Raw genomic sequence first — 25,176 nt, 5'->3', positions numbered from 1 at the left:
CCGGCGAAGCGACCGGGTCGTGCCGTGACCCGCCCACTACGGTGGAACCATGACGCCGTTCGACGATCTCGACAGCTATCTGGCACTACCCCGGGTGGCCGGCCTGGCCGTCACCCCGGGTGGTGACCGGGTGGTCACCACCGTCAGCGAGCTCGATGCCGACGGCACCGAATACGTCACGGCGATCTGGGAATTGGATCCCGCGGGAGTCCGGTCGGCCCGGCGGCTGACCCGCGGTGCCAAGGGCGAGTCCGGGCCGGTCTTCACCGCGGACGGCGACCTGTTGTTCCTGGCGGGCCGGGCCAAGCCGGGGGAGGACTCCCCACCGACTGCGCTGTGGCGGCTGCCGAAGGACGGCGGCGAGGCCGTCGAGGAATTCGCGCCGGCAGGCGGGGTGTCGGCGGTGCACACCGCGGGGCGGGCGGCCAGAATCGTGGCGACCGCCCCGTTATTGCGTTCTGCCGCCGGATTGGACGACGACAAGCGACTGCGGACACAGCGCAAGGACAACAAGGTCTCGGCAATCCTGCACCGCGGTTACCCGGTCCGGCACTGGGACCACGACCTGGGTCCGGATCTGCCGCACCTGTTCGACATCGACGGAAAGCAGAACCTCACGCCGGATCCCGGGGCAGCACTGCGCGAGACCGCGCTCGACGTCAGTGCCGACGGCACCTTCGTGGTCACCAGCTGGCACGCGCCGGTGGCCGGGGTGGCGCTGCGATCGCGGATCGTGCGCATCGACATGGCCACCGGTCGGCGCACCGTGATCGCCGACGATCCCGGCGCGGATCTGGACGGGCCGGTGATCGCACCGGACGGCCGGCGCATCGCGTTCGTGCGGGAGACCACCTCCACCCCCACACAAGCGCCCCGGACCACGTTGTGCTGGGCCGATATCGGCGGGACTTCCTCGCCGGACGCGACGGGTCGGGGATGGACCGAGCTCACGGAATGGGACCGCTGGCCGGCGTCGGTGACGTGGAGCGCCGACGGCACCCGGCTGATCGTCACCGCGGACGACAACGGCCGGCATCCGGTGTTCGCGGTGGATCCCGCGACCCGCGCGGTGACCCGACTGACCGACGACGACCACGCCTACACCGATGTGTGTGCAGCCCCGGGCGGGGTGATCTTCGCCCTGCGCAGCTCGTATCTGGCGCCGCCGCACCCGGTGCGCATCGACCCCGACGGCACCGTCACCGTCCTGCCGTGCGTCGAGTTACCCCCGGTGCCCGGCACCGTGGCGGAACTGACCGCGGCGACACCGGACGGCGCGGCGGTGCGCTCCTGGCTGGTGCTGCCGAACGGGACCGAACCCGCCCCACTGCTGCTGTGGGTGCACGGCGGTCCGCTGGGCAGCTGGAACACCTGGCACTGGCGGTGGAACCCGTGGCTGCTCGCGGCCCAGGGATATGCGGTGCTGCTGCCCGACCCGGCGCTGTCCACCGGGTACGGGCAGGACTTCATCCAACGGGGGTGGGGTGCCTGGGGCGGACCGCCGTACACCGATCTGATGGCTGCCACCGACGCGGCGTGCGCCCACCCGCGGATCGATCCGGAGCGGACCGCCGCGATGGGCGGCTCGTTCGGTGGGTATATGGCCAACTGGATCGCCGGGCACACCGACCGCTTCGCCGCCATCGTCACCCACGCCAGTCTGTGGGCGCTGGATCAGTTCGGACCGACCACCGACGGCGCGTACTGGTGGGAGCGGGAGATGACCGAGCAGATGACACAACAGAATTCGCCGCACCGGCACGTCGAGCAGATCCGCACCCCGATGCTGGTGATCCACGGCGACAAGGACTACCGCGTGCCGATCGGGGAGGGCCTGCGGTTGTGGTACGAACTGCTCAGCCGGTCCGGTCTGCCCGCCGACGAGGACGGCGCGAGCCCGCACCAGTTCCTGTACTTTCCGTCCGAGGGGCACTGGGTGGCCGCGCCGCAGCACACCAAGATCTGGTACCAGGTGATCTCGGCGTTCCTGGGCAACCATCTGTTCGGCCGGGAGGTGTTTGTGCCCGAGCTCCTCGGGTAGCTTCGGGACCCATGACCTCTCCGCAGCGGGAATTCGACATCGTTCTGTACGGCGCCACCGGCTTCGCAGGCAAACTCACCGCGCAGTATCTGGCCCTGGCCGACTCGGGGGCGCGGATCGCACTGGCCGGGCGTTCGCTGGCCAAGGTGCGCGATGTCAGGGACAGCCTCGGGCCCAAGGCGCAGGACTGGCAGCTCGTCGAGGCCGACGCCGGCTCACCCTCGACGTTGGCCGACATGGCCGCGCGTACCCAGGTGGTCATCACCACCGTCGGGCCCTACACCAAGTACGGGCTGCCGCTGGTGCAGGCATGTGCCGCCGCGGGCACCGACTATGCCGACCTCACCGGCGAGACGTTGTTCATCCGTGACAGCGCCGAGCAGTTCCACAAGCAGGCCATCGACACCGGCGCGCGGATCGTGCACTCGTGCGGATTCGACTCGGTCCCATCGGATATCACGGTCTACGCACTGCACGACCGGGTGACCGCCGACGGTGCCGGCGAGCTGACCGAGACCAACCTGGTGTTGCGCACCTTCGCCGGCGGTGTCTCCGGCGGGACCGCAGCATCGATGATCGAGTTCATGCGGACCGCTGCCGAGGACCCCCAGTCCCGTCGCGATCTGGAGGACCCGTACACGCTGACCACCGACCGCGGCGCCGAACCGGAACTGGGCCACCAGTCCGACAACCCGTGGCGGCGCGGGCGCGATATCGCGCCGGAACTCGACGGCATCTGGACCGGCGCCTTCGCGATGGCCGCGCCCAACTCACGCATCGTGCGGCGCAGCAATGCCCTGCTGGATTGGGCGTACGGGCGCAACTTCCGCTACGCCGAGCAGATGAGCCTGGGTTCCTCGGTGCTGGCGCCGGCGGCCGCCGCCCTGGAGACCGCCGCCAGTGTCGCGACCTTCAGCCTCGGCAGTCGCTACATCAACAAGGTACCGACCGGCCTGCTCGAACGGATCCTGCCGAAGCCGGGCAGCGGGCCCAGCGAACGTACCCGCGACAACGGCCACTACCGCATCGAGACCTACACCACGACCACCACCGGGGCCCGGTACCGCGCGACCATCGCCCAGCAGGGTGACCCGGGGTACAAGGCCACCGCCGTGCTGTTGGCGGAGTGCGGGCTGGCGCTCGCGCTCGACCGGGATCAGCTCTCGGATCTGCGCGGGGTGCTGACGCCGGCCGCCGCGGCGGGTTCGGCGCTGCTGACCCGGCTGCCCGCCGCCGCGGTCACGCTGGAGACCGCCCGGCTGGACTGACCGAATGTGGCGTCGCACCCGGGATCGGTACGGGTGCGACGCCTCAAACCGCAGGGAGTCGGGGGCTTGTGTGGCGGCCGCGGCCGTTTACCTAGAATCGAGCGGTGACTGCCAGCCCCTCTTCGCGCGCCGATGCCCTGCCCAAGTCCTGGGAGCCGGGTGCGGTAGAGAGCGACCTGTACCAGGGTTGGGTCGACGCCGGGTATTTCACCGCGGACCCCGGCAGCGACAAGCCGCCGTACTCGATCGTGTTGCCGCCGCCGAACGTGACCGGCAGCCTGCACATGGGGCACGCCCTGGACCACACCCTGATGGATGCGCTGACCCGCCGCCGCCGGATGCAGGGTTATGAAGTGCTCTGGCTGCCCGGTATGGACCACGCGGGCATCGCGACCCAGTCGGTGGTGGAGAAGCAGCTGGCGGCCGACGGCAAGACCAAAGAGGACTACGGCCGCGAGCTGTTCATCGACAAGGTGTGGGACTGGAAGCGTGAGTCCGGCGGCACCATCGGCGGCCAGATGCGCCGCCTCGGCGACGGGGTGGACTGGAGCCGTGACCGGTTCACCATGGACGAGGGCCTCTCCCGTGCCGTCCGCACCATCTTCAAACGCCTGTACGACGCCGGGCTGATCTACCAGGCCGAGCGGCTGGTGAACTGGTCTCCGGTGCTGCAGACCGCGATCTCCGACCTCGAGGTCAAATACGAGGACGTCGAGGGCGAGCTGGTGTCGTTCCGGTACGGCTCCATGAACGACGACGAACCGCACATCATCGTCGCCACCACCCGGCTGGAGACCATGCTCGGCGACACCGCGGTGGCGGTGCACCCCGATGACGAGCGCTACCGCGCACTGGTCGGCAGCACGTTGCCGCACCCGTTCCTGGACGACCACACCATCGTGATCGTCGCCGACGCGCACGTGGACCCCGAATTCGGCACCGGTGCAGTCAAAGTCACCCCGGCGCACGACCCCAACGACTTCGAGATCGGACTGCGGCACAACCTGCCGATGCCGTCCATCCTGGATACCGCGGGTGCCATCACCGGCACCGGGACCCGTTTCGACGGGATGGATCGCTTCGAGGCGCGCGTCGCGGTGCGCGAGGCGCTGGCTGCGCAGGGACGTATCGTCGCGGAGAAGCGCCCGTATCTGCACAGCGTCGGCCATTCCGAGCGCAGTGGCGAGCCGATCGAGCCTCGGCTGAGCCTGCAGTGGTGGGTCAAGGTCGAGTCGCTGGCGAAGGCCGCCGGTGACGCAGTTCGCAACGGCGACACCGTGGTTCACCCGGCCAGTCTGGAGCCGCGCTGGTTCGCCTGGGTGGACAACATGCACGACTGGTGCATCTCGCGTCAGCTCTGGTGGGGCCACCGCATCCCGATCTGGCACGGCCCCGACGGGCAGCAGGTCTGCCTGGGCCCCGACGAGACCCCGCCGGAGGGCTGGGAGCAGGACCCCGACGTCCTGGACACGTGGTTCTCCTCGGCACTGTGGCCGTTCTCCACCATGGGTTGGCCGGACGCCACCCCGGAACTGCAGAAGTTCTATCCCACAACGGTTCTGGTGACCGGCTACGACATCCTGTTCTTCTGGGTGGCGCGGATGATGATGTTCGGCACCTTCGTGGCCGGCGACGACGTCATCGATCCCGGTTCGGTGCCGTTCGAGAACGTCTTCCTGCACGGTCTGATCCGCGATGAGTTCGGTCGCAAGATGAGCAAGTCCAAGGGCAACGGCATCGACCCGCTGGACTGGGTGGAGAAGTTCGGTGCCGACGCGCTGCGCTTCACCCTGGCCCGCGGCGCGAGCCCCGGCGGCGACCTCTCGATCGGTGAGGACCACGCCCGCGCCTCGCGCAACTTCGCGACCAAGTTGTTCAACGCCACCAAGTTCGCGCTGATGAACGGTGCGGAACTGACCGACCTGCCGGCGGCGGATCAGCTCACCGATGCCGATCGCTGGATCCTGGGCCGCCTCGAGGAGGTGCGCGCCGAGGCCGACGCCGCGCTGGAGGCCTACGAGTTCAGCCGGGCCTGCGAGGCGCTGTACCACTTCGCCTGGGACGAGTTCTGCGACTGGTACCTGGAGCTGGCCAAAGTCCAGGTGTCGCAGGGCTATTCGCATACCCCAGCGGTGCTGGCGGCCGTGCTGGACACACTGCTGAAGCTGCTGCACCCGGTGATGCCGTTCGTCACCGAGACGCTGTGGAAGACACTCACCGGTGCCGAGTCGGTCGTCATCGCAGACTGGCCGGTCGCCTCTGCCCACACCTCCGACGCCACCGCGACCCGCCGCATCGCCGACATGCAGAAGCTGGTGACCGAGGTGCGGCGGTTCCGCAGCGATCAGGGCCTGGCCGACCGGCAGAAGGTGCCGGCGCGGCTGAGTGGGCTGGATGCCGCCGACATCGAGTCGCAGGTGCCCGCCGTCACCGCGCTGGCGTGGCTCACCGAGCCCGCCGACGGATTCACCGCGTCGGCGTCGGTCGAGGTGCGGTTGACCGTTGGCACCGTGACCGTCGAGGTGGACACCTCGGGCACCGTGGACGTCGCCGCCGAGAAGCGCCGGCTGGAGAAGGACCTGGCGGCCGCACAGAAGGAACTGGCGCAGACCGCGGGCAAGCTCGGCAACGCCGACTTCCTGGCCAAGGCGCCCGAGGCGGTCGTCGAGAAGATCACCGCCCGTCGGCAGTTGGCGCAGGAGGAGGTGGAGCGGATCACCGCCCGCCTCGCAGCGCTGGCATGAGGACAGCGAGTAGCGAAGCGGACCGCGGATGACACAGCCCACCCCCGACGAGGTCGCCGCACTGCTGCAGGTCGAGCACCTGCTCGACCAACGCTGGCCGGAGACCAAGATCGAGCCCAGCACCACCCGCATCACCGCGCTGCTGGAACTGCTCGGCGCGCCGCAGCGTGCATACCCGTCGATCCACATCGCGGGCACCAACGGCAAGACCTCGGTGGCCCGCATCGTCGACGCCCTGCTGATCGCGTTGCACCGCCGCACCGGCCGCACCACCAGCCCGCACCTGCAGTCCGCGGTCGAACGCATCTCGATCGACGGAAACCCCATCAGTCCAGCGCAATACGTGGCGACCTACCGCGAGGTCGAACCGTTCGTCGAACTCGTCGACCAGCAATCCGAGGCCGGCGGTGGTCCCAGGATGAGCAAGTTCGAGGTGCTCACCGCGATGGCATTCGCGGCCTTCGCCGACGCGCCCGTCGACGTCGCCGTCATCGAAACCGGACTGGGTGGCCGGTGGGACGCCACCAATGTCGTCGACGCCCCGGTCGCGGTGATCACCCCGATCGGGTTGGACCACACCGACTATCTCGGTGACACGATCGCCGAGATCGCGGGGGAGAAGGCCGGCATCATCCACAAGCAGGACGACGCGCTCATCCCCACCGACACGGTCGCCGTCATCGCCCGCCAGGTCCCAGAGGCGATGGAGGTGCTGCTGGCCGAGACGGTGCGTGCCGACGCCGCTGTGGCACGCGAGGATTCGGAATTCGCGGTGGTGGACCGGCAGATCGCGATCGGTGGGCAGCTGTTGACCCTGCAGGGCCTCGGCGGCGTATACGACGAGATCTTCCTCCCGCTGCACGGCGAGCACCAGGCCCACAACGCAGTCCTGGCGCTGGCCGCGGTGGAGGCCTTCTTCGGCGCCGGTTCCCAACGTCAACTCGACATCGACGCGGTGCGCGCGGGTTTCGCCGCGGTGGCGAGCCCGGGCCGGCTGGAGCGGGTGCGCAGCGCGCCGACGGTGTTCATCGATGCGGCGCACAACCCGGCCGGGGCGGCCGCGCTCACCCGGGCGCTGGGCGACGAATTCGACTTCCGCTACCTGGTCGGCGTGCTCTCGGTGATGGCCGACAAGGATGTCGACGGGATACTGGAGGCCCTCGAGCCGGCCTTCGACATGCTGGTGGTCACGCACAACGGGTCACCGCGTGCGATGGATGTGGACGGTCTGGCCGCGCGGGCCGAGGAACGTTTCGGACCCGACCGGGTGGTCGCCGCCGCCTCGCTGCCCGACGCGATCGAGGCGGCCACCGCGCTGGTCGAGGAGTCCGGTAACGATGGTGAGGGCTTCTCCGGCAGCGGCATGGTCATCACCGGATCCGTCGTGACCGCCGGTGCGGCCCGCACCCTGTTCGGGAAGGACCCCGCCTGACATGAGCGACGCGTGCAAGCGAATCAACGGTCGGACATGTGACAGCCGAGCCTGCGAGGCAGTCACATGAGCGACGCCGACCAGCCTGCCGTGACACCCGGCGAGTCACCCGACCCCGATGCTGCGCCCGCGGTGACCGGCTCGGACCCGTGGAAGAGCTTCCGCGGCATCATGGCCGGCACGCTGATCCTGGAGGCCATCGTGGCGCTGCTGGCGCTGCCGGTGGTCGCCAGCGGCGCGGCCGGCCTGACCGCGGCCAGCGGCGGGTTCCTGATCGGGTCGGCCGTCGTGCTGGTGCTGATGTCGGGAGTGCAGGGTCGCCCCGGCATCATCTGGGTCAATTTCGGCGTGCAGTTCGTGCTGATCGCCGGGGCGTTGGTGCACGCCGCGATCGGCTTCATCGGCGTGGTGTTCGCCGCGGTGTGGGCGCTGATCATCTATCTGCGCGCCGAGGTGAAACGCCGCCAGGATCGCGGCCAACTGCCGTGGCAGCAGACGGCCCGCCGACCCGACGCCGAGTAGTCGTTACTGCCCGGTAGGCTGTGCGCCGTGACTGAGCGGACTCTCGTGTTGATCAAGCCCGACGGCGTACAGCGGAACCTGATCGGCGAGGTGCTCGGCCGGATCGAGCGCAAGGGCCTGACCTTCGCGGCGCTGGAACTCAAGACCGTCAGCGAGGATCTGGCCCGGCAGCACTATGCCGAGCACGACGGCAAGCCGTTCTTCGGTTCGCTGCTGGAGTTCATCACCTCCGGGCCGGTGGTGGCCGCGGTCGTCGAGGGGGAGCGGGCCATCGCCGCGTTCCGCCAGATTGCCGGCGGCACCGATCCGGTCGAGAAGGCCACCCCGGGCACCATCCGCGGTGACTTCGCCCTCGTGACCCAGGAGAACCTGGTGCACGGTTCCGACTCGCCCGAGTCGGCTGCGCGCGAAATCGCGCTCTGGTTTCCCGCCCTGACCGGCTCTTAGCGCCCGCTTTCGCCGCCTTGGTCAGATTCGGGCGAGCGATATGGGATAATGAACTCGGGAGACCGGCGCCACACTGGGGCCGGGAACCCGGATGAAGACTTCGACGAGTGCGACCATCGTGACTGCGGTGCGGCGCCAGACCGTCCAGCCATCATTCAGCCAGGCACCGAACGGGTTCGTCGTGGACCCCTCGGGGCGAGACCATAACAAGTTCGGGAGAAGTTCCCCGGACCCATAGCGGAAGCCCTCGCGTGGCCGCGTCGTAGGACGCGCCCGGGGGCTTGAGGAGAATTGTGGCCGAAGATGCCTCTAACCAAGACCTATCCGAAAACACCGCGCACAGCGAGGAACTGCCGGCGAAGCTGAGAGTCCACTCGCTGGCCCGTGTGCTCGGGACCACCAGCAAGCGGATCGTCGACGCGCTGGCCCAACTCGACGGCCGGGCGCGCAGCCCGCACTCGACCGTCGCCCGCGACGAGGCTGAACGCATCCGCGAGGTGCTCAACGCCGAGGCCGCCGCGTCCGCCGTCGAGGTTCCGGCCACCGCCGAGCCCTCGCCTCCCGCTGAGCCTCCAGCCGACGCGGACGTCGCAGTAAATGACGTCGTGGTGGACACGGTCGTCGAGGTCACCGCTACCCCGACCGAGGTGGTCGTCGTCGAGGAGACCATCACCGAAGTTCCGCAGGCCGCCGTCGAGCCCGCTGAGCAGGTGATCGAGGAGCCCGAGTCCCGGCTGCTGCTGGAGGCACCGCCCACACCGCCGCCGGCCGAAGAACCCGCGCCCTATATGCCGTTGTTCGTGGCACCGCAGCCCGTCGAGTTCGCACCGCGTCCGCCCGCACCCGAGCCGGCCACCGACACCGAGGCCGAGGACGGCGATGTCGACACCGACACCGACACCGACGCCGAAGACGCCGACGGCGATGATTCCGAGCGGCCCGCCGCCCGCCGCCGCCGTCGCGGTCGCCGGGGCCGGGGCCGTGGTCGTGGCGAGCAGAACGGCGAGGACGGCGAATCCGACTCCGACGGCGACGCCGAGTCCGCCGAGCAGACCACCGACGATGCCGAGGACTCCGAGGACGCCGAGGACTCCGACGAGGACAACGGTGAGGAGGGTGCCGGCGGTGAGGCCGGCAGCCGTCGCCGCCGTCGTCGCCGTCGCCGCAAGTCCGGCTCGGGCGATTCGGACGACAGTGCCTCCCCGGACGATCCGCCCAACACCGTCGTGCACGAGCGCGCGCCGCGGGCCAAGGCCGGATCTTCCCGCGACGGGAAAGATTCAGACGAGATCCAGGGCATCTCGGGATCGACTCGGTTGGAGGCCAAGCGGCAACGCCGCCGGGACGGCCGGGACGCCGGTCGCCGTCGCCCGCCGATCCTGAGCGAGGCCGAATTCCTGGCCCGCCGGGAAGCGGTCGAGCGGACGATGATCGTGCGTGACAAGGTCCGCACCGAACCGCCGCACGAGGGCGCCCGCTACACCCAGATCGCGGTGCTGGAGGACGGCGTCGTCGTCGAGCACTTCGTGACCTCGGCGGCATCGGCCTCGTTGGTCGGCAACATCTACCTGGGCATCGTGCAGAACGTGCTGCCCTCCATGGAGGCGGCGTTCGTCGACATCGGCCGTGGCCGCAACGGCGTGCTCTACGCCGGTGAGGTCAACTGGGAAGCCGCCGGGCTCGGTGGCGCGCAGCGCAAGATCGAACAGGCCCTCAAACCGGGCGACTATGTCGTGGTGCAGGTCAGCAAGGACCCCGTCGGGCACAAGGGCGCCCGACTGACCACCCAGGTCTCGCTGGCCGGCCGCTACCTGGTCTACGTGCCCGGGGCGTCCTCGACCGGGATCAGCCGCAAGCTACCCGACACCGAACGGCAGCGGCTCAAGGAGATCCTCAAGGAGGTGGTCCCGGCAGGCGCCGGTGTCATCATCCGGACCGCGTCGGAGGGCGTGAAGGAATCCGACATCCGCACCGACGTCAACCGGCTGCAGGAGCGGTGGACCCAGATCGAGGCCAAGGCCGCCGAGGTCACCAGCAAGAAGGCCGGTGCGGCGATCGCGCTCTACGAAGAGCCCGACGTGCTGGTCAAGGTCATCCGCGACCTGTTCAACGAGGATTTCTCCGGGTTGATCGTCTCCGGTGACGAGGCCTGGAACACCATCAACGATTACGTCAATTCGGTTGCCCCTGAACTCGTTCCGCGGATGACGAAGTACGAGCCGAGCTCGCCGGACGGGCCGGACGTGTTCGCAGTGCACCGCATCGACGAGCAGCTGGCCAAGGCGATGGATCGCAAGGTCTGGCTGCCCTCGGGCGGCACGCTGGTGATCGACCGCACCGAGGCGATGACCGTCGTCGACGTGAACACCGGCAAATTCACCGGTTCGGGCGGAAACCTGGAGCAGACGGTCACCAGGAACAATCTCGAGGCGGCCGAGGAGGTCGTCCGCCAGCTGCGGTTGCGCGATATCGGCGGCATCATCGTCGTCGACTTCATCGACATGGTGCTCGAATCCAATCGCGACCTGGTGCTGCGTCGGCTGACCGAGGCGTTGGCCCGGGACCGCACCCGCCACCAGGTGTCCGAGGTGACATCGCTCGGACTGGTGCAGCTGACCCGTAAGAAGCTGGGCACCGGACTGATCGAGGCATTCTCGACCACCTGCTCGCACTGCGCGGGGCGCGGCATCATGCTGCACGCAAATCCCGTCGATTCGGCCGCACCGTCGGGTAATGGCCGCAAGTCCGACTCCGGCAACGGCGGCGGTAATGGTGGCGGCGGCAGTCGGCGCAGCAAGCGCGGAAAGAAGTCCGGCGCCAAAGCCGAGGAGTCGCAGGAAGCCATCCAGATGGCGAAGGTGCCCGCGCACGCCGCCGGTGAGCACCCGATGTTCAAGGCGATGGCCGCAGCGGGTCGCGATGAGGACGACGAGGATCAGACCGACGAATCGGCCGAGATCGATGCGGTCGAGCAGAACGGCGTGCCCGGGTCCGAGGCGGGCGAGCCGGTGCCGACCGACACCGAGGACCCCGAGGACGACCTCGATACCGAGGACGACGACACCGAGGACGACGACACCGAGGACGACGACGCCGAGCCCGGTATCGACGATGACATCGACGTGCTGGATGACGAGGACGACGAGTCGGACGATGACGACGAGTTCGACGACTCCGATGACGACGACTCAGACGAAGACGACTCCGACGATGACGACTCCGACGAAGACGAAGACGACGACGAGTCCGATGAGGACGACTTCGACGACGAGGACGAATCCGACGACGACGACTCCGACGATTCCGACGACGACGATTCAGACGACGACGAGTCAGACGACGACGCCGATGACGAGGACGATCAGCCGGTCGCCGTCGCCCCGGTACGCAGGCCCCGTCGTCGTGCCGCGGCCCGCCCGGCGGGCCCGCCGGTGGGAGAGGACTGACACCGAACAGCCGGTTTGACCCTCTCCACGCTGGTCACGTACCCTTGACCAGTTGTCGCGGGGCTTGCAGCCGCAACTGCTGGCTCGGCCCGCACCCAAGACCCGCACGTGCATGCTCCATAGTGCGCGCGCCCAGATGAACGAAGCAGAGGTAGATCCACGATGGCAGCCGAGAACGCCACGTACGCAATCGTCAAGACTGGCGGCAAGCAGTACAAGGTCGCCGTCGGTGACATTGTCAAGGTCGAGAAGCTGGAGTCCGAGCCGGGCTCCTCGGTCTCCCTGCCGGTCGCACTGGTCGTCGCCGGTGCCGAGGTGACCACCTCCGCCGACGACCTGGCCAAGGTCGCCGTCGCCGCCGAGGTGCTCGAGCACACCAAGGGTCCGAAGATCCGCATCCACAAGTTCAAGAACAAGACCGGCTACCACAAGCGGCAGGGGCACCGTCAGCAGCTGACCGTGCTGAAGGTCACCGGAATCAAGTAAAGGGCGGTAGGAGACATGGCACATAAGAAGGGCGCATCCAGCTCACGCAACGGTCGCGACTCAGCCGCCCAGCGGCTCGGCGTCAAGCGCTTCGGCGGCCAGGTCGTCAAGGCCGGCGAGATCCTCGTCCGCCAGCGCGGCACCCACTTCCACCCCGGGGTGAACGTCGGCCGTGGTGGCGACGACACCCTGTTCGCCACCGCCCCCGGTGTGGTCGAGTTCGGCGCCAAGCGCGGTCGCCGGACGGTCAACATCGTCCGCCTCGTGCGCTCGGAGGCCTGACTCATCTAGGGCGGCCTCCAGGGACCGTACAACCAACAGTGAAGCTGCTGCGAGTTCTCTAGAGAACACTCGCAGCAGCTTCACTGTTTTCATCGGAAGGACTCGCAATGCCCCGGTTCGTGGACCGTGTGGTCATCCACGCCCAGGCCGGCAACGGCGGTAACGGCTGCGCCTCGGTGCATCGCGAGAAGTTCAAGCCCCTCGGCGGACCCGACGGCGGCAACGGGGGCCGCGGTGGCAGCATCGTGCTGGTCGTCGACCCCCAGGTGCACACGCTGCTCGATTTCCACTTCCACCCGCACGTGGTCGCCCAGTCCGGTAAGCCCGGTGCGGGCAGCAACCGGGACGGCGCCGCGGGCGCTGACCTCGAAGTCCACGTGCCCGACGGGACTGTCGTGCTCGACGACGACGGCCGCCTCATCGCCGATCTGGTCGGCGCGGGCACCCGGTTCGAGGCCGCCATGGGCGGTCGCGGCGGACTGGGCAACGCCGCGCTGGCGTCTCGAGCCCGCAAGGCGCCCGGCTTCGCGCTGCTGGGTGAGAAGGGCCAGATCCGCGATCTGACGCTGGAACTCAAGACCGTGGCCGACGTCGGCCTGGTCGGCTTCCCGTCGGCCGGCAAGTCGTCGCTGGTGTCCACCATCTCGGCGGCCAAGCCCAAGATCGCCGACTACCCGTTCACCACCCTGGTCCCCAATCTCGGCGTGGTGTCCGCCGGCGAGCACACCTTCACCGTCGCCGATGTGCCCGGGCTGATCCCGGGCGCATCCGACGGGCGCGGGCTCGGCCTGGATTTCCTGCGCCACATCGAGCGGTGTGCGGTTCTGGTGCACGTGGTCGACTGCGCGACGATGGAACCCGGTCGTGACCCGATCTCCGACATCGACGCTCTGGAAGCCGAACTGGCGGCGTATCAGCCGACCCTACAAGGGGATACGACACTCGGGGACCTCGCCGACCGTCCACGCGCGGTGGTACTCAACAAGATCGACGTCCCGGATGCGCGCGAGCTTGCCGACTTTGTCCGTGACGAGGTCGCCGAGAAGTACGGCTGGCCGGTCTACGAGATCTCCACGGTCAGCCGGGATGGCCTACGGCCGTTGATCTTTGCGCTGTGGGAGATGGTTGCCGCCTACCGGGCCGCCCAACCCGAAGTGGCCCCGCGCCGCCCGGTCATCCGCCCCATCCCCGTCGACGAGACCGGATTCACCGTTACCTCGGACGGCCAGGGTGGTTTCATCGTGCGCGGTGCCCGGCCGGAACGCTGGATCGCCCAGACCGCCTTCGACAACGACGAGGCCGTCGGCTATCTCGGCGACCGCCTCGCCCGTCTGGGTGTGGAGGACGAACTGGTCAAGCAGGGCGCCACGCCCGGTTGCGCGGTCACCATCGGCGACGTGACCTTCGACTGGGAGCCTCAGACCCCGGCCGGTATCGACACCATGATGTCGGGCCGTGGTACCGATGTCCGGCTGGAGCAGACCGAGCGGGTGTCGGCCGACGAGCGCAAGGCGGCCCGGAAGGCGCGCCGGGAGCATCGCGAATGAGCGACGTTTGCGGAGCGAATGATGACCGGCGCGACGCGTGCGGAGCGAATGATCAGGTCGTGAGCGAGACCAGGCGGGCGATCCGGAGCGCCCGCAGCGTCGTCGTCAAGATCGGCACCACCGCATTGACCACCCCCACCGGTGTATTCGATGCGGGCAGGTTGGCCGCGCTGGTCCAGGCGATCGAAGGCCGCATGCGGGCGGGCTCCGATGTGGTGATCGTGTCCTCCGGTGCCATCGCCGCCGGGATCGAACCGCTGGGCCTGACCAAACGCCCGACCGATCTGGCGACCAAGCAGGCCGCGGCCAGCGTCGGCCAGGTGGCGCTCGTGAACGCCTGGAGTGCCGCCTTCGCCCACTTCGACCGCACCGTCGGCCAGGTGTTGCTGACCGCTCATGACATCGCTATGCGGGTCCAGCACAACAACGCCCAGCGCACCCTGGATCGGTTGCGGGCGTTGCACGCGGTGGCGATCGTCAACGAGAACGACACCGTGGCGACCAACGAGATCCGCTTCGGTGACAACGACCGGCTCTCGGCGCTGGTGGCCCAGTTGGTGGGGGCCGATGCGCTGGTCCTGCTCTCCGATATCGACGGTCTCTATGACTCCGATCCCCGCAAGGGCAATGCCCGCTTCATCCCCGAGGTGGCCGCCGAGGGCGACCTCGACGGGGTGGTCGCCGGCCGGGGCAGCAGCCTGGGCACCGGCGGGATGGCCTCGAAGCTGTCCTCGGCGCTGCTGGCCGCCGACGCGGGCGTGCCCGTTCTACTGGCCGCGGCCGCCGACGCCGCCGCCGCCCTCTCCGACGCGTCGGTCGGCACGGTGTTCGCACCGCGGCCCGAACGCATGTCGGCGCGGCGGTTCTGGGTGCGCTACGCGGCCGAGGCCACCGGCGTGCTGACCCTCGACGAGGGTGCCGTACGCGCGGTGACCGCCGGGCGTCGCTCGCTGCTGCCCGCCGGCATCACTGCGGTATCCGGCCGGTTCCACGGTGGTGATGTGGTGGAACTGCGCGGACCAGACGGTCCGGCCGTGGCACGTGGTGTGGTGGCCTATGACGCGGTGGAACTTGCCGCCATGATCGGGCGGTCGACACCCGATCTGCCGCCCGAGCTCCGCAGGCCGGCAGTGCATGCCGATGATCTGGTCGCGATCTGAGAACCACCGCGCAGCTGCCGGGATGCCGGCCCCTCCCGCTGTGCAGCTAACACCGGTTGGCAAATAACGCAGACGTCAATGGCAATGTTTGCCGCTACTTTCGGGTCAAATTTGCCGTTTGGCAGAATCTGCCGCAACTGTCATGTCATCATTCCCGGTTGAGCTAATCCGGACATGGGGGCGATTGTCGGGGTATGCTCCGTCAAAGTTGAGTGTCAGCAAAGTGGAAGCTGGGGGCATGACACGTCGTTCGGTTCTTGCAGTCGGGGCACATCCCGACGATATCGAGCTGGGCTGCGGGGGCGCTCTGGCCAAACATGTTGCTGCCGGTGATCTTGTCACGATGCTTGTCGTCACCCGCGGCGAAGAAGGGCCCGGTCGGTCGGCGCAGCGCGTCGCCGAACAGCAGGCCGCCGTCGACGTGCTGGGCATCGACAGGTTGATCTGGGGCGAGGGCTTTCTCGACTGCCGGGTGTCGCTGCAGGAGTTCGAGCTGGTGCACCTGATCGAGGACGCCATCGAACAGGTCTCGGCGACAGTCATATATACCCATATGGCCAATGACAGCCACCAGGATCACCGGGTCGTCTCGCGCTGCACGATGGGCGCCGCGCGCTGGGTCTCGACGATCATGGCCTACGGCGGTCCGTCCGCGGTCGGGTTCAATCCCACTGCCTTCATCGACATTTCCGACTGCCTGGACAAGAAGATCGAGGCACTGATGTGCCACGTGTCCCAAGCCGAGGCCAGCGAGAAGGTCAGTGCCTCCTGGGTGCGCAGCTCGGCTGAGCACTACGGATTCCTCTGCAGGCGACCGTTCGCCGAGGGATTCGAACCGATCCGCCAGGTCGTCGACTTCTGAGCTGTGCCAACCTTTCTCGTCATCGGTGCCGGTACCACCGGCATCGGAGCCGCCGTCCGGCTGACCGAATTGGGCATCGACCATCTGGTAGTCGACGGGGGGAAGCGCATCGGCGGGATGTCGGCCTCGATCACCGACGACGCGGGCTTCACCTGGGATCTGGGCGGCCATGTGCTGCACAGTCATTTCGAGGATTTCGACCGGGCGGTGGCGGCCAGCGGTATCGCGCTCAACCACGTGACGCGCAACGGCTGGGTGTGGCTGCGCGGCGACGGGCCGGACAGCCTGGTGCCGACCCCCATCCAGCAGCAGTTGCGCGAGTGGCCCACTGACCTGGAACCCGACGCGCCGGTCAACCATCTGGCCGACTACTACCGCAACAACTTCGGTAGTCGGCTCTACGAAGAATTCTTCGAGCCGTACAACCGCAAGATGTGGACGCTGCCGCTGGATCGGATCGACGACGAGTGGACCTCGTTGCGCAGCGGCAGCGCCGCGCGCAACGTACCCGCGTTGGCCCTGGCCGGCACGACGACCGCTTCGCCCTCCACGTTCCCGTATCCGGTCGGCGGCACCGGTGCGCTGTGGCAGGCGGTGCACGACACCATGATGACGCCGGCTTCGGTGCGGCTGGGTACCAGGGTGCTCGAGGTCGACCCGCAAGCCCGGCGGGCGCATCTCGACGACGGCAGCACGGTGTCGTTCCGCTACTGCATCAGCACCGCCCCTATCACCACCGCGCTGGACTGGATCGGCTGGACGGATCGGGCGGCGACCTTGCGCGCCAGTCGACTGCACGCCGTCGGTATCGGGTTCGACGGCGATCCGCCACCGGCGCTGGCCGACAAGACGTGGCTGTACTGCCCGGACGAGGCGGTGCCGTGGTATCGCGCGACCATGCTGAGCAACTACGACGAGGCCAATGCCGGCCCCGGCCGCTGGAACATCCTGTGTGAGGTGCCGGTGTTCGACGAGACGCCCGTCTCGGCGGCCGACGCCGTCGCGGGCGTCCTTGCCTCGCTTCGGCAGCTGGGTGCCGACCCGGCACGGGTCGCCGCCCGTTTCGTCACGACCCTGGAGCACGGGTATCCGGTGCCCACCATCGGTCGCGACGACCTGCTGCGCGAGGCCGACAAGCAGCTGCTGGCACACGGCATCTACAGCCGCGGGCGATTCGGCGGCTGGCGCTACGAGTCGTCGAACCAGGACTACGGATACGTCCAGGGGCGCCAGGCCGTCGATCATGCGCTGTACGGCACCGCCGAGGATGTGTACTGGCACCCCGAGCGCTTCTGAGGCTGCCGCCCGTGCGCCGATTCAGCCCTCCAGATACAGCGCGCCGCGGATGATCTCGGTGAGCGCGGTGGCCAGCTGCGGGTCGTAGTCCGCTGTCCGGCCGGGCAGATTCTGCTGGCACACCCGCTCCACCATCCACACCAGGCTGCTGGCCGTGGGGGCGGCGAGCAGGCCGGGCCGGATCGATCCGTCGGCCTGGCCTTCCTCGATGACGGTGGTGAACTGGGCGGTGATGCCGGTCAACAGCTCGCGGTAGGTCGCACCGACCTGGGCGTCGTAGGCCGCCATCTCGTTGAGCGCCACCAGCACGGGTTGGTGCGTGCGGTAACTGGCGATCAGGCGGGTCATCGAGGCGTGGATGTCCGCGGGGTCGCGGCGGCCGGCCACCGTCCACCACTGCGCGGCGTCGGCGGTCAGGTCCCCGAACACCTGGGTGGCCAGCCGGCGCAGCAGATCACCCTTGTCCTCGAAGTAGATGTAGAAGCTGGCCCGCGAGATGCCGGCCTCGGTGGCCAGCCGGTCCACGCTGAGTTCGGTGAAGCTGGCGCCGTCAGCCATCAGGCGGTCGGTCGCGTCGAGGAGCTGGCGTTCGATCTGTTCGCGGCGTTCCTGACGGCTGGCCTGCGGTTTGCGGGTCGTTCGGGTCACCGAGGCCATGGCAGCAGCGTATCGCTTCACTGGCCATCTTGCTTAGACAGTGCGTCTAGGCTTATTGTCAGCGACATGACTGTGTCACCGATCACACCCGCCGAGCGGGCCTACGATCCGATCGATCTGTCCTCGCGGGCGTTCTGGGCCACCACGGCCGCCGACCGCGAGATCTCCTTCGCCGAACTGCGCGACCAGCGCCCGGTGAGCTGGCATCCGCCGGTCGAGGATTCGCTGATGCCGGACCCGGGCGACCGTGGGTACTGGGCGGTGACCCGGCACGCCGACGTGGTCGAGGTCAGCCGCAACAGTGAGGTTTTCCTGTCCGGGCAGGGCGTGCTGTTCGAGAACGTCCCCCAGGAACTGCTGGGGGCCTCCCAGTCGTTCCTGGCGATGGACCCGCCGCGGCACACGTTGATCCGCAAGGTGGTGCACTCGGCGTTCACCCCGCGCCAGGTGCGCCGTATCGAGGATTCGATCAAGGCCAACGCCGCCGAGATCGTCACCGAACTGCGGGCCGCGGGCAGCGGCGCCGACTTCGTCGACCTGTGCGCCAAGGAACTGCCCATCCGCACCCTCTCGGATATGGTCGGTATCCCCGAATCCGAGCGCCACCAGGTCGCCGCCGCCGCCGATGCGTTGGTCTCCTGGGGTGACCCGGTGTACCTCGACGGCCGAAACCCGTTGGAGGTACTGGTCACCAATCAGATGTACCTGCATCAGGTCGCGCTCGCGCTGGCCGCCGAGCGGCGGGAGAACCCGGGTGACGACCTGTTCAGTGCCCTGGTGCACGCCGAGGTCGAAGGCTCCCGGCTGACCGATCAGGAGGTGGCGGCCTTCTTCGTGCTGCTCGCCGTGGCCGGCAACGACACCACCCGACAGACCACCAGCCACGCGATGAAGGCGCTGACCGACAACCCCGACCAACGAGCTTGGCTGCTGGGCGATTTCGAGGGCCGGATCGGAACGGCGGTCGAGGAATTCATCCGCTGGGCCACTCCGGTCATGACGTTCCGGCGCACCGCGGCCGAGGATTACGAACTCGGCGGCGCACAGATCAGCGCGGGGGAGAAGGTGGTGATGTTCTACTCTTCGGCGAACTGGGACGGCGCGGTGTTCAGCGATCCCGGCCGGCTCGACCTGGGTCGGCATCCGAATCCGCATGTCGGCTTCGGCGGTGGCGGCCGGCACTTCTGCCTCGGCGCGCACGTCGCCCGGGCCCAGTTGCGGGCCATCTTCGGCGAACTGCTGCGCCAAATACCCAATCTCGAGGTCGGCGAACCATCCTATGTGGCAGGCAATTTCGTCCACGCCGTGCGGGCGCTGCGGTGTGAGTTCTAGCGCGTCGTGGTGGCGGTGAGCTCACCGGCCAACAGCGTGAGCAATTCCGAACAACCGCCCTCGACCTTCACGGTGGCCAGGTCGTCGCCGCGGGTCGGTCCCCGGTTGACGATCGCGATCGGCATACCGGCGGCCGCGGCGTGCCGGACGAAGCGGTAGCCGGAGAAGACCGTCAGCGACGAACCCGCGACCAGCAGCGCGTCGGCCGCGTCCACCATCGCGAACGCTTGCTGCACACGTTCCTTGGGAACGCTCTCGCCGAAGTAGACGATATCGGGCTTGAGCATGCCCGCACACCGCGGACAGTCCAGGTAGCGGAAGCCGGCGGTGTCGTCGATGACGGCGTCCGCGTCGGGCGCCACCGCGATGCCGCCGACCTGTTCGGCGCGTTCGGCGAACCCCGGATTGAGCGCCTCGAGTTCGTCGGCCAACGTGGCGCGGCTCATGGTTAAACCACACGCCAGGCACACCACCTGCCGGTAGGTGCCGTGCAGATCGACGACATGCCGGCTGCCGGCCTTGGTGTGCAGCAGATCCACATTCTGGGTGATGAGCCCGGTGACCACGCCGTCGCGCTCCAGCTCGGCCAGCGCGCGATGACCGGCATTGGGCACCGTCTCATCCATGTGCCGCCACCCCACGTGGTTGCGCGCCCAGTAGCGCTGCCGGTACACCGGGTCGGACCGGAACTGGGCGATGGTCATCGGATTGCTGGGCGGTGAATCCGGCCCCCGGTAATCCGGGATGCCCGAATCCGTCGACATCCCGGCCCCGGTCAGCACCGCGATGCGGTGACCCGCGAGCGCGGCGACCAGTTCGGGGGCTTCCATTCCTTCGAGGATAGGCCGCCATGGCAGGGTGGACCGTATGGCGTGGGTTTCTGCTGATCAGCTCGCCGACCGCACGCAGCGCGCCGCGCAGGCCGCCCTCGACGCCGGCCGGGCGCTGGGGTTGGCCGCCGACCGCGCCACCGTGCTGCACGACGTGTTCTCCGTCGTCGTGCACCTGGAGCCGACACCGGCGGTGGCGCGCATCCAGGTGGTGCTTCCACCGGGTTACGGCCCGGAACTGCAGGCCGCGCGCCAGCAACGCGAGCTCGACGTGGTCAGTTGGCTGGACGCCCGGGGGGTGCCGGTCGTACCACCCAGCCCGCTGGTTCCGCGCGCACCCGTCCGTCGCGACGGGTTCGGCATGACGTTCTGGGAGCTCGCCGACCTCGCGCCCGATCACCAGGCGTACTCGGGCGTCGCGATCGCCAAGAGCGCCGAGCTGCACGCGGGTCTGGCCGGCTACCCGGCGCCGCTGCCCTTCCTGGTGCCGTTCACCGAGACCGGGCCGGCCCTGTTCGCGGCGTTGGAACCCTCGGATCTGTTGACCGTCAACGACATCGACCGCGCCCGAGCCCAGTTCGCCGAGCTGTCGGCCGTGCTGGGCGATGCCACGGCCTTCGCAGCCCGCCACCCCGGCGTCACCGTGCAACCCCTGCAGGGAGATGGCCCGTCGCACAACGTGATCCGAACCACCTCCGGTGTCAGGTTCGCCGACTTCGAGGATGTCTGTGCCGGCCCGGTGGAATGGGACCTGGCGATGCTGGGGGCGGAGGCCACCGCCGAATACGACGACGCGGCCGCGGCACTCGGACTGCGCCGGACCGACCCGCAGGTCCAGCGGCTGATGGACAGCGCGCGCACGTTGCAGTTCGTCGGGTGCGCCGTGCTGGCGCCGCAACTGCCCGTTTTGGTCGAGGGGTTGTCGACGGTGATAGCCGACTGGCGCAAGCAGCCCGCGATGTGAGCTCTCCGGGTGCGGGCAATGCCAGAATGGCCGGGTGGACTTCTACTCCGCCTACCGGCACGGGTTCGTCCGGACGGCCGCTTGCACGCACCGCACCACGCTCGCCGATCCGGCAGCCAATGCCGAGTCCGTGCTGGGGCTGGCTCGGGAGTGTCACGACGACGGGGTGGCGCTGGCGGTCTTCCCGGAGCTGACGCTCTGCGGTTACTCGATCGAGGACATCTTGCTGCAGGACACCCTGCTCGACGCCGTCGAGGAGGCGGTGGCGACCGTGGTCGCCGCGTCCGCGGATCTGTTGCCCGTGCTCGTGATCGGAGCACCGCTGCGGCACCGCAACCGGGTCTACAACACGGCCGTGGTGATCCACCGCGGCGCCGTCCTCGGCGTGGTCCCCAAGTCGTATCTGCCCAACTACCGCGAGTTCTACGAGAAGCGCCAGCTCGCCCCCGGGGACGGGCTGGCCGGGGTCATCCGGCTGGGCGGCGCGGATCTGCCCTTCGGTTCCGATCTGCTGTTCACCGCGACCGACCTGCCCGACTTCGTCCTGCACGTCGAAATCTGCGAGGACATGTGGGTGCCGGTGCCGCCCAGCGCACGGGCCGCGCTGGCCGGCGCGACGGTGCTGGCCAATCTGTCCGGCAGCCCCATCACCATCGGCCGCGCCGATGACCGCAAACTGCTGGCCAAGTCGGCGTCCTCGCGCTGTCTGGCTGCCTACATCTATGCCGCCGCCGGCGAGGGGGAATCCAGCACCGATCTGGCCTGGGACGGACAGACCATGATCTACGAGAACGGGGTGCTGCTCGCCGAGTCGGAGCGCTTCCCGAAGGGTGAGCGGCGCAGCACCGCCGATGTCGATGTGGCACTGCTGCGTGCCGAGCGGTTGCGGATGGGCAGTTTCGATGACAATGCACGCCGCCAGGGGGTCGAGGACTTCCGCCGGATCGAGTTCACGGTCGACCCGCCTGCCGGCGATATCGGGCTGCTGCGGCGGGTTGAGCGCTTCCCGTTCGTGCCCTCGGATCCGGCTCGGCTGCAACAGGATTGCTACGAGGCGTACAACATCCAGGTGTCCGGACTGGAGCAGCGGCTGCGCGCCCTGAACTATCCGAAGGTCGTCATCGGGGTGTCCGGCGGCCTGGACTCCACGCACGCCCTGATCGTCGCCGCCCGCGCGATGGACCGGGAGGGCCGCCCACGCAGCGACATCCTCGCCTTCACGATGCCGGGGTTCGCCACCGGCGACCGCACCAAGGGCAACGCCATCGCGCTGAGCGAGGCGCTCGGGGTGACCTTCGCCGAGATCGACATCCGCGACACCGCGCAGCTGATGCTCACCGAGATGGACCACCCGTTCGGCCGCGGTGAGAAGGTCTACGACGTCACCTTCGAAAACGTGCAGGCCGGCCTGCGGACCGATTATCTGTTCCGGTTGGCCAACCAGCGCGGCGGCATCGTGCTGGGCACCGGTGACCTGTCCGAGCTGGCGCTGGGCTGGTCCACCTACGGCGTCGGCGATCAGATGTCGCATTACAACGTCAACGGCGGTGTCCCGAAGACGCTGATCCAGCATCTGATCCGCTGGGTCATCTCCTCCGGTGAGTTCGACGACTCCGTGGGCACCGTGCTGCAGTCGGTGCTCGACACCGAGATCACCCCGGAACTCGTTCCCGCGGGTGAGGACGAGGAGATCCAGAGCAGCGAGGCCAAGGTGGGTCCCTATGTGCTGCAGGATTTCTCGCTGTTCCAGGTGCTGCGCTACGGGTTCGGCCCGGCCAAGGTGGCGTTCCTGGCCTGGCACGCCTGGCACGATGCCGAACGTGGGCACTGGCCGCTGGGCTATCCGCTGGACAAGCGCCCGCAGTACTCGCTGAGCGAGATCCGGCGCTGGCTCACCGTCTTCGCGCAGCGGTTCTACTCGTTCTCCCAGTTCAAGCGTTCGGCGCTGCCGAACGGTCCCAAGGTCTCCGCCGGCGGCGCGCTGTCCCCGCGCGGCGACTGGCGCGCGCCCTCGGACATGTCGGCGCGGATCTGGCTCGACGCGATCGAACGCGACATCCCGCAGGACTGATCCCGAGCGGCGATCCCGTCGCCGGATGCGCTACAACCGGCCCTCGGTGCGCAGCTCGGGGTGCACCCAGTCCGGTGATCGGCGTTCCTTGAATGCCACGAACCCCAGCTTCGCCTCCGGACCGCTGTAGCTGGCCTTCATCCCGATCCGGTCGAACAGGCCCAGATAGTTGTCCAGGTTCGACTTCACCACCGACCGCGCACCCGGTGCGGTCCGGCATACCTGGGCCAGCACCTCTTTCGCCTCGACGAGTAGATCGTCATGAGCGACCACCCGGGCGATCAGACCCCAGTCCAGTGCCTCGGCCGCAGTGAGGACGCGGCCGGTGAACATCAGATCGCGGGTGCGCACCGGACCGATGAGGCGGGCCAGCAGCTGGCTGTAATAGGTGTCGGCGATACCGCGGAACAGTTCGGGCACCCGAAAGGTGGCGCGGTCGCTGACCACCGCCATATCGCTGCACAGCGCAATCTGCATGCCGCCGCCCTGGGCCAGACCGTTGACCGCCGACACCACCGGCTTGACCGACTGGCGCAGCGTCTCGAACGGTGTGACGTCCATCGACAGCGCCGAACCCCATGGCATCCAGTGATCGGAGCCGTCCCCGCCGCCCAGATCACCACCGGGGGAGAACACGTCACCGGTGCCGGTGATCAGCAGGCCGGCCAGATCGGGATCGGATTCGACGTGGCTGACGGCGTACCGGATGCCGAAGTACATGGCCGGGGTCATCGCATTGCGGGTCTGCGGCCGGTCCAGGGTCACCACACCGAAGGGGTCCTGGCGTTCGAATTTCAGGTACGGAGTGCCGAGCCAGTCGCCCTCCGGCGGTCGCGCTGTCATGGCTGCCGACTATAACGCCAACTGTTGACGGTTCAGTTCCGGTGATTCAGCCGAGCGCGTCCTCGATGGCCTCGTCGGTGGGGGCGCAGTCGCCCGCGCCCGGCACCAGGGTGGCCAAGGCGCCCGCCGCGCCCGCTCGCCGCAGGGCCCGTTCAGCACCGTCCGGCCAGCCGGCGGCCAGCACGCCGGCGAACACGTCACCGGCCCCGGTGGTGTCCACCGGCTCCACCTCCGGTGCGCCGACGTGGACCTCACCGGACGCGGTGCGCAGCGTCGCACCGCGGGCACCCAGCGTGGTCACCAGATTGGGTACCGGCCAACCCCATTGCCGGGCCTCGGTTTCGTTGACGATGACGAGATCGGTCAGCTCGGCGAGTTGGGCGAGGATGGTCGGGTCGGCACCGACCGGCGAGGCGTTGAGCACCACCACGGCGCCCGCGTCCCGGGCGATGCGAGCCGCGGTCAGCGCGGTCTCGACGGGGATCTCCAGCTGGACCAGCAGCACCTCGCAACCGGCGACGACATCGCGTACCTGTGGCGAGTTCAGCGACAGGTGAGCGTTGGCGCCCGCGGCCACCACGATCATGTTCTCAGCGGCACCGTCGACGATGATGCCCGCGGTTCCGCTGGGCATCGGCAGCTGAGCGACGCCCGCGGTGTCGACCCCGTTGTCCTCCAGGTGCGCCAGCAGATCGGCCGCGGCGGCATCCGAACCGACCGCGCCGACGAAACTCACCTGGGCACCCGCCCGCGCCGCCGCGATCGCCTGGTTGCCGCCCTTGCCGCCCGGGGACTGCAGCAGGGTCGAAGCCAGCACGGTGGCACCGGGCCCGGGCAGCGCCTCGACGGTGAAGACCAGATCCATGTTCACGCTGCCGACCACGCACACCCGCGTCATGAGGCTCACCGTAACCCCAACCGTCCGATCCCGGCGGATGGTCGATAC

At 68.7% G+C, this 25,176-nt stretch carries 20 protein-coding genes; 16 read left to right on the top strand and 4 right to left on the bottom strand.

Translation table 11 applies throughout. From position 1 onward, the window contains the following. Positions 1-49 precede the first annotated feature (49 nt). The 13 genes from BST17_RS05630 to BST17_RS05570 all read left to right on the top strand — a co-directional run bounded on the left by BST17_RS05630 (position 50) and on the right by BST17_RS05570 (position 17,533). Positions 50-2,041 (top strand): S9 family peptidase, encoded by a 1,992-nt coding sequence (locus BST17_RS05630; RefSeq protein ID WP_083055992.1) that lies wholly within the window; start codon positions 50-52, stop codon positions 2,039-2,041. An 11-nt stretch (positions 2,042-2,052) separates the two neighbouring features. Continuing rightward, positions 2,053-3,309, top strand: a complete 1,257-nt coding sequence (locus BST17_RS05625) for a saccharopine dehydrogenase family protein (RefSeq protein ID WP_083055991.1) — start codon at positions 2,053-2,055, stop codon at positions 3,307-3,309. Between the two features lie 104 nt (positions 3,310-3,413). Beyond that, positions 3,414-6,053, top strand: a complete 2,640-nt coding sequence (locus tag BST17_RS05620; RefSeq protein ID WP_083055989.1) for a valine--tRNA ligase — start codon at positions 3,414-3,416, stop codon at positions 6,051-6,053. A gap of 28 nt (positions 6,054-6,081) precedes the next feature. Further along, positions 6,082-7,485, top strand: coding sequence for a bifunctional tetrahydrofolate synthase/dihydrofolate synthase (folC, locus tag BST17_RS05615; protein WP_083055987.1), 1,404 nt, complete (start codon positions 6,082-6,084; stop codon positions 7,483-7,485). A 66-nt stretch (positions 7,486-7,551) separates the two neighbouring features. Next, positions 7,552-8,007, top strand: coding sequence for a DUF4233 domain-containing protein (locus BST17_RS05610; protein WP_109750009.1), 456 nt, complete (start codon positions 7,552-7,554; stop codon positions 8,005-8,007). Positions 8,008-8,034: 27 nt separating this feature from the next. Next, positions 8,035-8,454, top strand: a complete 420-nt coding sequence (gene ndk, locus BST17_RS05605; protein WP_083055985.1) for a nucleoside-diphosphate kinase — start codon at positions 8,035-8,037, stop codon at positions 8,452-8,454. Between the two features lie 293 nt (positions 8,455-8,747). Further along, positions 8,748-11,900, top strand: a complete 3,153-nt coding sequence (locus BST17_RS05600; RefSeq protein ID WP_083055983.1) for a ribonuclease E — start codon at positions 8,748-8,750, stop codon at positions 11,898-11,900. Positions 11,901-12,062: 162 nt separating this feature from the next. Continuing rightward, on the top strand, positions 12,063-12,386 hold the full coding sequence (gene rplU / locus BST17_RS05595; RefSeq protein ID WP_083055981.1) for a 50S ribosomal protein L21: 324 nt from the start codon (positions 12,063-12,065) through the stop codon (positions 12,384-12,386). Between the two features lie 15 nt (positions 12,387-12,401). Further along, positions 12,402-12,668, top strand: coding sequence for a 50S ribosomal protein L27 (gene rpmA / locus BST17_RS05590; RefSeq protein WP_019513236.1), 267 nt, complete (start codon positions 12,402-12,404; stop codon positions 12,666-12,668). Positions 12,669-12,775: 107 nt separating this feature from the next. Continuing rightward, the gene (gene obgE, locus BST17_RS05585; RefSeq protein WP_083055979.1) at positions 12,776-14,215 is read left to right on the top strand and encodes a GTPase ObgE; all 1,440 of its coding nucleotides are present in this window, start codon (positions 12,776-12,778) and stop codon (positions 14,213-14,215) included. A gap of 59 nt (positions 14,216-14,274) precedes the next feature. Next, a complete protein-coding gene (proB, locus tag BST17_RS05580; protein ID WP_083055977.1) occupies positions 14,275-15,375 on the top strand; it encodes a glutamate 5-kinase in 1,101 nt (366 codons plus the stop codon). A 238-nt stretch (positions 15,376-15,613) separates the two neighbouring features. Further along, a complete protein-coding gene (locus tag BST17_RS05575) occupies positions 15,614-16,237 on the top strand; it encodes a PIG-L deacetylase family protein (protein WP_083055975.1) in 624 nt (207 codons plus the stop codon). Positions 16,238-16,240: 3 nt separating this feature from the next. Then, on the top strand, positions 16,241-17,533 hold the full coding sequence (locus BST17_RS05570) for a protoporphyrinogen/coproporphyrinogen oxidase (protein ID WP_083055973.1): 1,293 nt from the start codon (positions 16,241-16,243) through the stop codon (positions 17,531-17,533). A gap of 21 nt (positions 17,534-17,554) precedes the next feature. Here BST17_RS05570 and BST17_RS05565 read toward each other — a convergent pair whose 3' ends face one another. After that, complete coding sequence (locus BST17_RS05565) at positions 17,555-18,181, bottom strand: TetR/AcrR family transcriptional regulator (RefSeq protein WP_165762221.1); 627 nt, start codon at positions 18,179-18,181, stop codon at positions 17,555-17,557. A 75-nt stretch (positions 18,182-18,256) separates the two neighbouring features. Here BST17_RS05565 and BST17_RS05560 point away from each other — a divergent pair, with 75 nt between their 5' ends. Continuing rightward, on the top strand, positions 18,257-19,522 hold the full coding sequence (locus BST17_RS05560) for a cytochrome P450 (protein ID WP_083055969.1): 1,266 nt from the start codon (positions 18,257-18,259) through the stop codon (positions 19,520-19,522). Here the strand turns inward: BST17_RS05560 and BST17_RS05555 are convergent. Next, positions 19,519-20,352 carry an NAD-dependent protein deacetylase gene (locus BST17_RS05555; protein ID WP_083055967.1) on the bottom strand — a complete coding sequence of 278 codons (834 nt, stop codon included), beginning with the start codon at positions 20,350-20,352 and terminating at the stop codon, positions 19,519-19,521. The two genes, BST17_RS05560 and BST17_RS05555, sit on opposite strands and share 4 nt — an antisense overlap. Positions 20,353-20,389: 37 nt before the next feature. Between BST17_RS05555 and BST17_RS05550 the strand changes: the two genes are divergently transcribed. Further along, positions 20,390-21,316: a phosphotransferase family protein gene (locus BST17_RS05550; RefSeq protein WP_083055966.1), complete on the top strand. Its 927-nt coding sequence runs from the start codon at positions 20,390-20,392 to the stop codon at positions 21,314-21,316. A gap of 34 nt (positions 21,317-21,350) precedes the next feature. Beyond that, the gene (locus BST17_RS05545; protein ID WP_083055964.1) at positions 21,351-23,387 is read left to right on the top strand and encodes an NAD(+) synthase; all 2,037 of its coding nucleotides are present in this window, start codon (positions 21,351-21,353) and stop codon (positions 23,385-23,387) included. A gap of 30 nt (positions 23,388-23,417) precedes the next feature. Here BST17_RS05545 and BST17_RS05540 read toward each other — a convergent pair whose 3' ends face one another. After that, positions 23,418-24,230 (bottom strand): enoyl-CoA hydratase/isomerase family protein, encoded by an 813-nt coding sequence (locus tag BST17_RS05540; protein ID WP_083055962.1) that lies wholly within the window; start codon positions 24,228-24,230, stop codon positions 23,418-23,420. Positions 24,231-24,276: 46 nt separating this feature from the next. Further along, on the bottom strand, positions 24,277-25,128 hold the full coding sequence (locus BST17_RS05535) for a ribokinase (RefSeq protein ID WP_083055960.1): 852 nt from the start codon (positions 25,126-25,128) through the stop codon (positions 24,277-24,279). Positions 25,129-25,176: the final 48 nt, after the last annotated feature.

This window comes from Mycolicibacterium bacteremicum (assembly GCF_002086115.1).
Taxonomy (GTDB): domain Bacteria; phylum Actinomycetota; class Actinomycetes; order Mycobacteriales; family Mycobacteriaceae; genus Mycobacterium; species Mycobacterium bacteremicum.
The sequence above is the reverse complement of the archived record's forward strand: the minus strand, read 5'-3'. Positions and strand labels throughout refer to the sequence as shown.

Coding starts and splice junctions, on each gene's coding strand:
- BST17_RS05630 (WP_083055992.1), top strand. CDS start 50: ATGACGCCGTTCGACGATCTCGACAGCTATCTGGCACTACCCCGGGTG.
- BST17_RS05625 (WP_083055991.1), top strand. CDS start 2,053: ATGACCTCTCCGCAGCGGGAATTCGACATCGTTCTGTACGGCGCCACC.
- folC (WP_083055987.1), top strand. CDS start 6,082: ATGACACAGCCCACCCCCGACGAGGTCGCCGCACTGCTGCAGGTCGAG.
- BST17_RS05610 (WP_109750009.1), top strand. CDS start 7,552: ATGAGCGACGCCGACCAGCCTGCCGTGACACCCGGCGAGTCACCCGAC.
- rplU (WP_083055981.1), top strand. CDS start 12,063: ATGGCAGCCGAGAACGCCACGTACGCAATCGTCAAGACTGGCGGCAAG.
- rpmA (WP_019513236.1), top strand. CDS start 12,402: ATGGCACATAAGAAGGGCGCATCCAGCTCACGCAACGGTCGCGACTCA.
- obgE (WP_083055979.1), top strand. CDS start 12,776: ATGCCCCGGTTCGTGGACCGTGTGGTCATCCACGCCCAGGCCGGCAAC.
- BST17_RS05575 (WP_083055975.1), top strand. CDS start 15,614: ATGACACGTCGTTCGGTTCTTGCAGTCGGGGCACATCCCGACGATATC.
- BST17_RS05560 (WP_083055969.1), top strand. CDS start 18,257: ATGACTGTGTCACCGATCACACCCGCCGAGCGGGCCTACGATCCGATC.
- BST17_RS05555 (WP_083055967.1), bottom strand. CDS start 20,352: ATGGAAGCCCCCGAACTGGTCGCCGCGCTCGCGGGTCACCGCATCGCG.
- BST17_RS05550 (WP_083055966.1), top strand. CDS start 20,390: ATGGCGTGGGTTTCTGCTGATCAGCTCGCCGACCGCACGCAGCGCGCC.
- BST17_RS05540 (WP_083055962.1), bottom strand. CDS start 24,230: ATGACAGCGCGACCGCCGGAGGGCGACTGGCTCGGCACTCCGTACCTG.
- BST17_RS05535 (WP_083055960.1), bottom strand. CDS start 25,128: ATGACGCGGGTGTGCGTGGTCGGCAGCGTGAACATGGATCTGGTCTTC.